Consider the following 11,896-nt stretch of genomic DNA (forward strand, 5'->3'; position numbering starts at 1 on the left):
TACAATGTCAAGCATACTTTAAACATAACCGAAATTCGAACTTTATTAGTTATCCGTTGTAAGTTAATGCTACCTATCCTAAGAAACACTAGCACTTATGACAATATATTATGATATAAGTGGTAATTTATTTTCATTAACATGAACAGAAATCTTACACAAAATTTATTCTAGGTTAATGAATTTCATAATACGTATTTAATGCTTCACCATCACCATATGTAGTTGAGTTGGTTCGTTCCCAACTACATACGGTGATGGGAAAGCCGACTTTGGTAATGATGAAATTCATTCAAGTAAGTAAAACCTGAACTTGCCTATAATAATTTCGCCATATTATATTCATCCACAAATTCATCATCTATGAGTAAGGAGTGTCTTTTTGTCCCTTCTATTTCAAATCCAGCCTTCTTATACAGCGATAATCCGGCTTCATTCTTCGTCGCAACGGTTAACTCTAATCGGTGAATATGATGCTGCTTAGCCCAATGGTCCAACTTTTTAAATAATTTCGTTCCAATTCCTTGCTCTCTTTTGCCTTGCAATATGCCGATTACAATATAAACAGAATGCTTATTTCTTCGGGCTTTTCCACCCATGGCGAAAAGATAACCCACTAAATCTTCATCCATTTCCGCTACAAGTATTGTAGAATTTTCACTGGCTTGCATACTTTCAATCATCTCTAATTGGTTATCTGCTTGAATCCTTCTTTCATCAGCTTCCCAAAGCATGTACTTTGCACTATTTCCAACCTCTTTTATAAGATAAGCTAACTTTTCTGCATCTGTTGATTTAACTCCCCTAATGATCAATCGTTTTCTCCCCTTACTCTATTTTGCTGTAATCAATCTTATTACAAAATACAATTTTAATTTTAAAATATTTCCTAAATCCCCCTTGACTTTTACACGGAATCTATGTAGAGTAAAAATTACCAAAATTAAATATGTAATTCTCTTATCTAGAGAGGTGGAGGGACTGGCCCTTTGATACCTCGGCAACAGACTTTTTGAAGCACTGTGCCAATTCCAGTAGCGTTACGCTTGAAGATAAGAAGAGAAACCGAAATTGTAATTAAACCTCTTCTTACTTAAGAAGGGGTTTTTTAATATTTTATTTTAAAAAATAAGGAGGAGAAGTAATGAAACGTACTTTAGAACAAAGGTTGAAAGATGGAACAGTTATTGTCGGAGAAGGATATTTATTTGAATTGGAGCGGAGGGGCTATTTACAAGCAGGGTCATTTGTGCCTGAAGTTGCACTAGAAAACCCAGAAGCACTTAAACAGACCTATAGAGATTTTATGAATGCCGGGTCCGATGTAATCTTAGCATTTACGTATAATGGTCACCGAGAAAAACTTCGCATTATTGGTAAAGAAGATTTATTAGAGCCACTAAACCGGAGTGCCATTCGTTTGGCGAAAGAAGTAGCCAAAGAACATCCAACTGAGGAGGCACTTGTTGCAGGAAATATTTCAAATACAAATATTTTTGACCCAAATGACCCAGCTTCTAAAGAACAAGTGAGAAGTATGTTTGCAGAAATGGTGAAATGGTGTAAGGAAGAAGGCGTTGACTACATTGTTGGTGAAACATTTTATTATCATGAAGAGGCATTAATTGCCTTGGAAGAAATTCAAAAACAAGGTATACCTGCAGTCATTACGCTAGCCTTATTTGGAGAGAATATTCTAAGGGATGGATATACTGCAGATGAATCATGTAAGATTCTTTCTCAGGAAGGTGCATTAGTTGTTGGTCTGAACTGTTTCCGCGGACCGGATACAATGCATTCATACTTAGTGGACATCCGAAAAAATGTAGATGGCTATGTGGGCGCTCTGCCAATTCCATACCGTACGACAGAAGAAAATCCAACATTCTTTAATTTGCCTGATGCTGGATGTAGCTGCACATTGCCGACGGAAACAACTTTCCCGACTGCACTTGATCCGCTTTACCATAACCGTTTCGAATTAGCCGAGTGGGCAAAAGAAGCAAAAGATATTGGGATAAATTATATCGGCCTATGCTGCGGGGCTTCACCTGCAATGCTTAGAGAAGTTGCAGAGGCTGTCGGGGTTGAAACCGTGAATTCAAAGTTCTCTCCTAACATGGAGAAACACTTCTTATTTGGTAATGATGAAACACTTAAAAAGCACAACACAGAATATCGTACAAAGGCATAAGAGCATAGCTGATTTTAAATAAGTACCCAGAAGAGAAACTGAACATCTAATTTATTCGAATGAAATAGAATATAGTGCATACGAGCGATTAAGACTTCTCTATTCATTTAATCGTCTTTAAACAAAAAAAGCTCACCCTGCTAAAATACATTTGCTGCTGCCAGCACAAATCGATAGGGTGAGCTCTCTTCAATTTTTCTTAATCTAGCTCAATCGCTGTGGCCACGCTAACTCTTTCTTTGGTAATTCCATCTACATTATCCATTGCCCATTTAATAAATTCTATGACTCAACCGATTCAGATCAACTTAAATAAAAATTTTTAATTCCAAATCCTGGTAGTTTAGAAGATTTTATTGAACTAGTTGTTCTAGCAATGCAAAAAAGGGGTATTTACAGAACCGAATATAAAGGCCATACTTTTCGAGAACATCTAGGCTTAATATAATAGAATGTTTTTACTGATTCAGGTAGTAAAATAAGGAAAGCGGATGGTATTTATTAGGATAAATATATATTGGAAATAAATTGTAGGAGATCCGAACCCTTTTTTCGAAAGAATTCGGATCTTTGATGGGCGCCTGCATGAAATTATAACTTGGTAGCGGTATCCATTATAGACTTGGCAGCAGCCAGCGTCCTTGGTAGATATCCCCCACCTTAATAGCAACAAAAAGCATCCATTTTGTTCATCTTCTAGCATTTTCCTCAGCTTAAATTCTTTTTAAAATAAACAAATTAAAGATTTTGTTCATATATTTGCTGAACAATATTTTTAATTTCAGATCATCTCGCTCTTACAAGCGAGATGATAAAATAAGACTACAAACTATCATAACCATTCTTTTTTATATGACTTAGCCTTTCTCTATTTGAATTAACATTGCTTAAATGTGTTAAGACCACATATTATCCACGTCAATATCGTTTCGTTTATATGTTGTTGACTCGAACATTTTCTTTTCTTTAAATCCGAATATACTCGCAATAATGATTGCCGGAAATGCAACAATCCGTTTATTATGCACCGATACATTACTGTTGTAGTTGCGTCTTGCTGCCGATAATTTATCTTCAATTGCAATGATTGCTTGTTGTGTTTTACGAAATGCCTCATTAAATTTTGGATCAGGATAATTTTCCATCGTTGCCATTAAGTTAGGCATTGCTGCTTCAATTTGTATCCCCGCTTCAACTTTTTCATTCACTGAATCTGCTTGCGAAAAAGCACTTCTCATATTTGTTACTTTCGTTACAAGTTCCACTTCTCTTTTCGACTCTTCTTTTGCGGTTGAAATTACTTTTGTTAACATATCAAAACGCTCTTCCAAATATGTTTCAATGCCTCCAAAAGCTTCATCAACGTTAACCGCTGAGTGTTTCATTTTGTTATACGTTGAAATTGTATAAGACGCTATGAGTACTATTAATATGCCAATCGTAATTGCATAATACATAGAACATAACCTCACTTTTATTTTTTATATAATTTTAAGTTTAAATTTAAATCATCTATAAAGCGTAATACTAGATTTATATCCTTGAAATAATCATACACCGTATCAATGTTCAACTCTTTCATAATGTTTAAGATAAAATGATTCGATCCTGTATGGATGAGTATATACACTTGATTATTATAAAATGTAAAATAAGGAATGAATCGTCCCTTCTTTCTTTTCCCACGCTTTCGTTCGATTGTGTCAGGTACATAGTTCACGAATTCCAGTAAGTTTTCCATTGTATCGGTTTGCAAAATAACTCTTGCTTCAATCTGATCCGTTGAATGAACAACAAACTTCTTCATAAACATTGGATTTTCCAGTAGAACCTCTTGCATTATATGCTGCTTATCGAATTTTTTTAACTTTTTTCGATACTTTCTTTTCTTTAGCAACCAGCGAGGTTTAATCATCGTAAACGAACGACCAAAGTCTTTATTGAACTCTACTTTAAAAAGCAAACCAGCCGCTAACATTCCTAATGGTTTTTCAATAACTTTGCCTTTTTGCCGTTTTTTATAATCATTCCGAACGATCATCTCACTAAATGACAAATATGTATATGCATCTTCATCTCGGTCATACACATATCCCTTAATTAAATCATCTCCGAATCCAACGTCAGCTCTATGTTTAAATATACGCATTTCATTCACATCATCAATTGTTAATGAGCCATCTGGTTCATATGTAAAATATGAGTTCATAAATTTGACGAGTTTTGGCACAATAATCACTTTTGCCCTCGATTCTAACTTTTTCTTATGTCTCATCCAATAAAGACCTATCCATCCAGTAATGGCAATCGGAGCAGCTGGTATGATGAATAATGTAATATCGCGAAAGACATAATAAATGAATAGCAATAGGAATGGGGCTGCAATGATTTGAGGAATTAAACCTTTCATAAACTTTTTTCGTTCAACTTCCAGACTCTCTAGTTCTTCTTTTAAATGCTTTTCATAAAAAGCAATAAATTCTGTTTTTTCTTTCGCAAATAATTCAAGTCCATAAGCATTTCTTTTTACTTCTCGCATCTCTTCGGTAAGCATACATTCCCTCCTTGATATTTTAATCATATATTTTTCACCGTCTGATGTTAGTGATTCATTATAACAAAGAACAATAAAAAACTTGGCAACTTTCAAACATGTATCTACTCTACATTTTATCTCCTCAAATATAAGTATCCGAGGAGATAATTGTATTAAACTTTTAGATAAGTATTTTGAATCATATGACTGTTGTTAAAGCATCAAGCTACTACTGAGGGAATGCATGAACCTTCTATAAAACCGTTATATAGTAATCCATCGTCCTTAAATTGAACAATCTTTAAGTGGTTATTGTTTTTGATAAAAATACTTTATGGAAATTAAAGATAATAGCCGAGTGTGCTCCAATAGGAATCCGTCCAATTATTATATTTTTGTAATACACGTATTTGGTAAATTTCTCCGTAATTATTTAAATAATATACCTTTTCATTTCCCCCTGTCAATGGATGGACCATTTATTTTAAATTTACCGTTTTTCTAGTGCAATCGAATATTAAATTAGCAGGATATACTCGATTCTCATCTGTATTGTTTGATTACAAGATTTCATTATACTTACCGAGAAGCTATCAAACTTGCATTTCCATTGTTATCACATCTCTTATATAAAATAAATTAATGAATTTCATAATACGTATTTAATGCTTCACCATCAACATATGTAGTTGAGTTGGTTCGTTCCCAACTACATATGGTGATGGGAAAGCCGACTTTGGTAATTATGAAATTCATTCAAATGTTAAAAAAGCTAACGATTTGAAGTTTTTGAGAATCCATTGCTTGCTTAATCAATTTTGACTTTTAAATAAGATTTAGCACAATATTCCCCTTAATCACCCATTCAACAATTGCAGCCTGTTATGAAAAAATCACACTCCAGAGATTCCTGCAATTATGACAAAAGTAGTCCATAAAAAACCACAAATCAATAAAATAATTATCCCAAGCATTGATAAACCAAATATTAATTTTCGTTTTACTTTTTTTCCCCTAGTAATTGCTACCACTAAAAAAACCACACCCATTAGCCAAAGAAAATAAGTGAAAGCAACCCCAACCCAATACCAAACAAAATCATCCCCCCAGTACGCCATACGTTGAAATGGATCACTCATTAAAAATACACCTATTGCACATAATAACGATAAAAACACAAAAAACTCATTCTTTTTTATAAAGTTCATCTTATTACCTCCCTCTTATCTATGCCACAATATGAACTCTTAGACGATGCTTCAATCTTACAATAAATACCACTAACGTTGCATAAATTAAGACTAAAAAAATAAAACAGCCACTATTTAACGATGAAGCAAGGAAAAGTCCTTTATAACGGATTTAGTCAAGTGCATCCCGATTCGGCACGTCCTCCGATTCATTTCCAATAATCTCAGCGTCTAAAACCATGTTCCTTACAACTAGCTTCGCCTCCAGCACATCATACATATAAATTCCTTTTTCTCACCGGTTTCCTTGTCCGTATATACTTATTTAAACAATGAGTACAGTGTTTTTTATGAAAGGTAAATAGTCCTAGGCCACTGATGATCGTTTCCCAACATTTACCACTTATCCGGTATCGCTCAAAACAGCGTTTCGGAAGGAACCTTTTAATCAGGTAAGTACGCATTTTATCCATCTCTTCTGAGTTTAAGCAGGATAATTAATTGTGCTGTAATGAGGTAGTTATTCACCGACATCTTAAATGATAGAAACATAAAAGTCGCAGTGACATATAACATATCTCACTGCGACTTTTCGCTGTACTTAGGAAACTTAGAAAAAAAGAAATAGTTAAGGTTCAATATTAACGATTAACTCATCCATATCGGGGACTTCATCAATTAATTCATTTTTCTTCAACCACTCGGCTGTCTCTTCCCATGAGCTTATATCTTGTGTTCCAAATCCTGATTCACTTTTCATTTTTGGTAATAAAATGTTCATGCTTTCCATCTCTACTTCTTTATCAAGAGCAAAGTTAGCTTGGTCTTGATGATCAAGAATAATTTGTAGTGCATCTTCTGGATTTTCAACCATGAAGTCGAAGCCTTTTCGAGCAGCTTTCCAAAAAGCTTCTATATCTGCTTGCTCATTTTCCCATGTATCTTCACTTGTCACTGCAACTATTTCATAATAACTTGGTACCCCGTAATCAACTGGGTTAAAATAATCAATTTCGTACCCTTCGCTTCGTAAAACAGGAACTTCGTGATTGACATACATTCCGCTCACCGCATCGACCTGTTCAGAAATCAAGGAAGAGCCTAATTCAAATTCAACATTAATCATGTCAACTTTGTCATAATTTCCACCATCATAATTCACAATCGTTTTTACTAGTGCTTCGTTTATCGGTATTCCAGGATAGCCAACCTGCTTACCCTCTAGCTCTTTTGGTGAAGCCATTGGATTATCTGAACGATAAACAACATGATTTAATGGTTCTCTTACGATTGCAGCGACAGATTTTACAGGAATATCTTCGTTAGCTTTTGCCATAATTACATCTGGCTGGTAATACAATCCCATCGTAATATTTCCTGAAGCTGCGAGTGTAAGAGGATCGGTAGGATTTGCAGGAAATTGAAATTCCACATCTAATCCTTCCTCAGCAAAATAGCCTTTTTCATCAGCTACGTATAAATAACTGTGAACTGCATTTGGATACCAATCGAGCATGATGCTTACCTTTTTCATTTCATCGCTAGCAACAGAACTTTCTTCTTTTGTTTCACTTTTATCTTCACCACATGCACTTAATATTAAGAGAAGCAAAGCAATAGTGAATAAAAAAATAAAGTTTTTTTTCATTTTATATTCGTCTCCAATTCAATATGTATTTTTCTAATAAAACAACGGCAATAAATAAAAGAATACCTATAAGCGAAAGTAAAACAATCGGAGCAAATACTCCCGCCCCATCGAATTGCGTCATCATTCGACGGCTAAAATACCCTAATCCCGCTTGTGCACCGAGCCATTCACCAATTGCAGCACCAATAACACTCATAGGTACAGCCACTTTTAATCCTGAAAAAAAGGATGATAAAGCAGAGGGCACTTCTAACTTGAAAAAAAGTTGTCTTTTAGAAGCACCCATGGATTGAAATAATTCCTTCAGATCCCTATTTGTAGACCGTAATCCATCAAATGTGCTTACAGTAATCGGGAAAAAAGTAATAATAATCGTTACAACAATTTTACTCCAAATAGAATATCCAAACCAAAGTACAAAAATTGGTGCCAGGGCGATAATAGGGATTGTCTGCGAGGTAATCAGCAATGGGTATAACGTTTGTTCTAATGTTTTTGACATACTCATGCCAATTGATAACAGAATACCCAGCGTTAAGGAAATAGCTAGGCCGATCGCAATAACGGAAAATGTAATAGGAAGATGATGTAAGAACAATTCTTCACGTAATTCCCATAGTTTCATCCCAATTTCAGTTGGAGCAGGAAGAATAAAAGATGTGTTAATCCGCCTTGCACCTATTTCCCATATAAGTAATAGGATAAAAGTCAATATAGTTGAATACATATAATTTCTCATGTGTTAAACCCTCATTCGGAAACGTTCTATTAAACTATTTTTTAGTTCAATTACCTTTTTTTGATCCAAATGGTGTTGCCACCTCGGACGTTTGAGTGGAACTTTAACTTCCTCTAATGTTGTAACAGGGGTATCTGTAATAACAAAAATTCTATCAGATAAAAACAAAGCTTCGGAAATATCATGTGTAATAAATAAAATAGTCGATAATTGTTTCTCCCATTGTTCTAGTAGCCATTCCTGCATAAATAATTTTGTCATCGCATCAAGTGCAGAAAAAGGTTCATCTAACAATAACACGTTCGAACCTGATAAAGTGGCACGTAAAAAGGAAACCCGTTGACGCATTCCACCAGATAGTTCATTTGGATATTTATTTTCATATCCTTTTAATCCAAATTCCCCCAACAGCCTATCTACTTTACTATCAGTATCCTTTTGCTTTTGTATTTCCAAAGGAAGGAATGCATTTTGTCTAACCGTTCTCCAAGGCATTAATAAATCTTGTTGTGGCATATACCCAACTTTACCTAAGCGTTTCTCCATCTCTTCACCATTGACATAAATAGAGCCGCTTTTTTGTTGTTCCAATCCAACTATCAGTCGGAAAATAGTTGTTTTTCCCGAGCCACTTGCACCAACAATACTGACAAATTCTCCTTTTGGAATAGAAAAACTCACATCTTTTAAGATTCGGATTTGTCCGGCAGCATTTTCGTAATCAAAATAGACATTTTTAAATTGAAGTGCTTGTTCGTCATTGTCTAGTATACTTTTCATGGATATTCATCCTTTTTTATGCTTAAGTAATAAGATCATTTATTATTTTTCTTGATTGGACCATTGATAAATAAAGTGAATCATCGTTTTTGTAAAGGAAACTAATTGATCGATAGATAACTGTTCGTTTACAGCATGTGCCTGAAGAAAATCACCTGGTCCATAAATTGCGGCCGGAATGCCTGCTTCAGAGAACCAGCCCCCGTCTGTAACAGATGGTGAAACATCGATGGTCACAGGTTCAGCATGAATCTTATTGTGAGATTTTGATAATATTTTTATCGCCTGATGATTTGGATCTACTTCAAGAGAAGGAAAAATCTCCCCCTTATCTTGAATCATTGATGTTCCACCCCATTCAAATATTGGTGGATTCTCACGTAACCATATGTCCGCTTCAGCGACTCTTAAGAGATGGTCTTCTATTTCTTGGGTAACTTGTTCATAGGTTTCATCCGGATAGTAATGAACAGTAAGCCATAACCGGCACTCATCAGCAATAAATGCTGCATGACGACCACCTTCGATGACCGCTGGATTAATCGTATTTGTCCCAGGTGGATAGCCCTCATATTGCTTCGTTATTGCCCAATGACGTTCAAGCTCTTGAAGACCTTCTATTAATTTCGACATTTTTTCAATTGCGCTTGCACCAAATAAGCCTCCACCTGCATGAATCATATTTCTGCGGGTTGCATCATGAAAGGTCTTTTCACTTTTAACGGTAATCCAACCAGTAATGACACCACCTTGACCTTGGATGTGCAAATCACTTGTGTCCACAACGAGAGCAAAGTCGGCGTGATAACCCCGTTCACAGCATTGTAATGTACCTGCTTCTCCAACTTCTTCTCCAATTACGGATTGAAAGATAACATCACCTGCAAAGGTCATATCTCCTTCGTTTAATAACTTTAGTGCAAATAACGCTCCGGCAAGTCCACCTTTCATATCAGCAGCTCCACGACCAATGATGTTGCCGTTTTGAATCATCGGTTGGAATGGATCTGATTTCCACGCTTCATCTTCTCTTACTTCTGCTACATCGATATGCCCATTTACAATGAGACTTTGATGGGTATCTGATTTCGTTCCCTTTTGGACGCCAACGACATTAGGGTCATTGGGATAAACATCCCACATATCGATAGAGAAACCAATCTGCTCTAAAAATTGAGCCACATATGTTTGTGCTTCTCTCGTATTTCGAGCAGGTGGAGCGGGTGTTTTAAATGAGATGAGAGTAGCTAGTAAATCTACTAACTCATCTTGACGTTCATCTACTTGAGCTATTATTTTGTTTAGATTACTCATCATGTATAACCTTCTTTCATAAGAGAGAACTTGATATTCACACATATAATACTTGAAAAAACGAGTAGGGAGAACGATATAAAAGCTTCCTGTTTTAAGGAGGCAATCAACAAGTCTCCTCACACGTGCAGCTTGGGGGAATCATGTTCGGTTTGTTTTCCAGTAGGAATTGTGTAAACTTTATCTACAGTAAATAGATGGTGTCAGTTTGGATAACTGTTTAAAGCATAAAGTGAGCTCAGCTGACTAAAAAGAGCTACTGCCAGCATCAGGAAGCAGCTCATGAGCCAATACACACATGTCGATAATTGTAGATGAATTATAATGACGATGCATTTGCGTTGTCACCGCTTCCTTACGCTAGTATGAACTAGATCAAGTTTAAGAATTAAGGAGAAGTCCTTTCTCAGTTTTATAGAAACTATGAGTAAAGAGTTACGCCAAAATACCCCTAGTGGTGAAATGTATGGAATTTTTCTTTTAACAAATAATTGTACCATCTATTTCAATTGATTCATCTATTCATCTATTTAATCACGGACAAAGATATCTTTAATTCTTTTCAACTCATGTTCAGGTTTATCTTTTGCAATGTCATTTATCAAGTCGATACAGTCATCAGCATTTTCAGGGAAATTTCCAAAAGACTGCGATAGCGCTTTCCATGCGCCGAGCTGTGTTTGACTAAGTCATATAACTTGTATAGACAGTCATAGTAGCTGAAGGTTCTGTTGCATCTAACTCTTCAGTCGAAATATTGAATTCCTCTGCATACTTACGATACAGATCCATTTCAAAATCCATTGTGACGTTAAGTAGATTAGTAAAAGTAGTCATTGTTTTTAAATCATTCGCTTTCGTACTACCAATCGCGAACACACGAGAGTATTCAATTAAGTATACGTAATCTTGTTCCATAATAATGAATGAATAAACTTCTCTTTATCGAGAGTACCTTCCCCAATCCCCTTCACAAATGGATGCTCTAAATAATTACCCAAACAGGTTCTACAGTTTTGAATAGGCGATCTGTAATCGTCATAATATCTTATCTCCTTCTTTCTATTTTGAATAATAAATCAAAAAAACCATTCCACTAATAGAGGGAATGGTAGAATAAAAGATACTGTTATACGTATCGCCACCACTTCCCTACGCTAGTATGACCTAGTTCAGGTTCAAAGGGTCAAGACATGTCTTTCTCAGCAAACTTTTGCTCCCCTAGTGATTCATCTATGCAATTAGCCTTATTATAATCATACATGTTTACCCTTGTCAAATATCGCTGGATTTGGGTTTGTATCAAGCTTTTCTCGGTAGATCTTTTAGGCATTATTTATGCAACGCCTGCGATAGTTCCACTACTGTAACCGTCAAGTAGAATTAAGCAGTTTTTCACAATTAACACTCAACAGGTTTCCCCAATTAAGATTCAACACCTGTTTCTTGAAACAAAGCACGTCTGTACTTCATTCTGATGCTGTCTTGGTTC

Annotated in this window: 10 protein-coding genes and 2 riboswitches; of the genes, 1 reads left to right on the plus strand and 9 read right to left on the minus strand. The window is 35.5% G+C overall.

Features of this window, described 5'->3' with window-relative positions; genetic code table 11:
* Window positions 1-317 precede the first annotated feature (317 nt).
* Window positions 318-815, minus strand: a complete 498-nt coding sequence (locus LZD48_RS11240; protein WP_235762839.1) for a GNAT family N-acetyltransferase — start codon at window positions 813-815, stop codon at window positions 318-320.
* Between the two features lie 142 nt (window positions 816-957).
* Window positions 958-1,059, plus strand: a riboswitch (SAM riboswitch).
* An 85-nt stretch (window positions 1,060-1,144) separates the two neighbouring features.
* Here LZD48_RS11240 and LZD48_RS11245 point away from each other — a divergent pair.
* Window positions 1,145-2,194 carry a homocysteine S-methyltransferase family protein gene (locus LZD48_RS11245; RefSeq protein ID WP_235762840.1) on the plus strand — a complete coding sequence of 350 codons (1,050 nt, stop codon included), beginning with the start codon at window positions 1,145-1,147 and terminating at the stop codon, window positions 2,192-2,194.
* A gap of 896 nt (window positions 2,195-3,090) precedes the next feature.
* Here LZD48_RS11245 and LZD48_RS11250 read toward each other — a convergent pair.
* From LZD48_RS11250 to LZD48_RS11285, 8 genes are all read right to left on the minus strand, one after another.
* Window positions 3,091-3,651, minus strand: a complete 561-nt coding sequence (locus LZD48_RS11250) for a LemA family protein (protein WP_235762841.1) — start codon at window positions 3,649-3,651, stop codon at window positions 3,091-3,093.
* A 17-nt stretch (window positions 3,652-3,668) separates the two neighbouring features.
* The gene (locus tag LZD48_RS11255; protein WP_235762842.1) at window positions 3,669-4,748 is read right to left on the minus strand and encodes a DUF3137 domain-containing protein; all 1,080 of its coding nucleotides are present in this window, start codon (window positions 4,746-4,748) and stop codon (window positions 3,669-3,671) included.
* 875 nt (window positions 4,749-5,623) lie between these two features.
* Entirely contained in the window at window positions 5,624-5,938 is a 315-nt protein-coding gene (locus LZD48_RS11260) for a hypothetical protein (RefSeq protein WP_235762843.1), read from the minus strand.
* A gap of 610 nt (window positions 5,939-6,548) precedes the next feature.
* Window positions 6,549-7,568 (minus strand): ABC transporter substrate-binding protein, encoded by a 1,020-nt coding sequence (locus LZD48_RS11265; RefSeq protein WP_235762844.1) that lies wholly within the window; start codon window positions 7,566-7,568, stop codon window positions 6,549-6,551.
* Window position 7,569: 1 nt separating this feature from the next.
* Window positions 7,570-8,310, minus strand: coding sequence for an ABC transporter permease (locus LZD48_RS11270; protein WP_235762845.1), 741 nt, complete (start codon window positions 8,308-8,310; stop codon window positions 7,570-7,572).
* Window positions 8,311-8,313: 3 nt separating this feature from the next.
* On the minus strand, window positions 8,314-9,090 hold the full coding sequence (locus LZD48_RS11275) for an ABC transporter ATP-binding protein (RefSeq protein ID WP_235762846.1): 777 nt from the start codon (window positions 9,088-9,090) through the stop codon (window positions 8,314-8,316).
* A gap of 42 nt (window positions 9,091-9,132) precedes the next feature.
* A complete protein-coding gene (locus LZD48_RS11280; protein ID WP_235762847.1) occupies window positions 9,133-10,407 on the minus strand; it encodes an acetylornithine deacetylase in 1,275 nt (424 codons plus the stop codon).
* 681 nt (window positions 10,408-11,088) lie between these two features.
* Complete coding sequence (locus tag LZD48_RS11285; RefSeq protein ID WP_235762848.1) at window positions 11,089-11,322, minus strand: thiaminase II/PqqC family protein; 234 nt, start codon at window positions 11,320-11,322, stop codon at window positions 11,089-11,091.
* Window positions 11,323-11,536: 214 nt separating this feature from the next.
* Window positions 11,537-11,637, minus strand: a riboswitch (TPP riboswitch).
* Window positions 11,638-11,896: the final 259 nt, after the last annotated feature.

It is taken from the genome of Oceanobacillus alkalisoli (assembly GCF_021556485.1).
Classification (GTDB): domain Bacteria; phylum Bacillota; class Bacilli; order Bacillales; family Amphibacillaceae; genus Oceanobacillus; species Oceanobacillus alkalisoli.

What these genes read in the sequence shown, in the direction of transcription:
- LZD48_RS11245 (WP_235762840.1), top strand. Translation starts at nt 1,145, where the DNA reads ATGAAACGTACTTTAGAACAAAGGTTGAAAGATGGAACAGTTATTGTC.
- LZD48_RS11250 (WP_235762841.1), bottom strand. Translation starts at nt 3,651, where the DNA reads ATGTATTATGCAATTACGATTGGCATATTAATAGTACTCATAGCGTCT.
- LZD48_RS11255 (WP_235762842.1), bottom strand. Translation starts at nt 4,748, where the DNA reads ATGCTTACCGAAGAGATGCGAGAAGTAAAAAGAAATGCTTATGGACTT.
- LZD48_RS11260 (WP_235762843.1), bottom strand. Translation starts at nt 5,938, where the DNA reads ATGAACTTTATAAAAAAGAATGAGTTTTTTGTGTTTTTATCGTTATTA.
- LZD48_RS11265 (WP_235762844.1), bottom strand. Translation starts at nt 7,568, where the DNA reads ATGAAAAAAAACTTTATTTTTTTATTCACTATTGCTTTGCTTCTCTTA.
- LZD48_RS11270 (WP_235762845.1), bottom strand. Translation starts at nt 8,310, where the DNA reads ATGAGAAATTATATGTATTCAACTATATTGACTTTTATCCTATTACTT.
- LZD48_RS11275 (WP_235762846.1), bottom strand. Translation starts at nt 9,090, where the DNA reads ATGAAAAGTATACTAGACAATGACGAACAAGCACTTCAATTTAAAAAT.
- LZD48_RS11280 (WP_235762847.1), bottom strand. Translation starts at nt 10,407, where the DNA reads ATGATGAGTAATCTAAACAAAATAATAGCTCAAGTAGATGAACGTCAA.
- LZD48_RS11285 (WP_235762848.1), bottom strand. Translation starts at nt 11,322, where the DNA reads ATGGAACAAGATTACGTATACTTAATTGAATACTCTCGTGTGTTCGCG.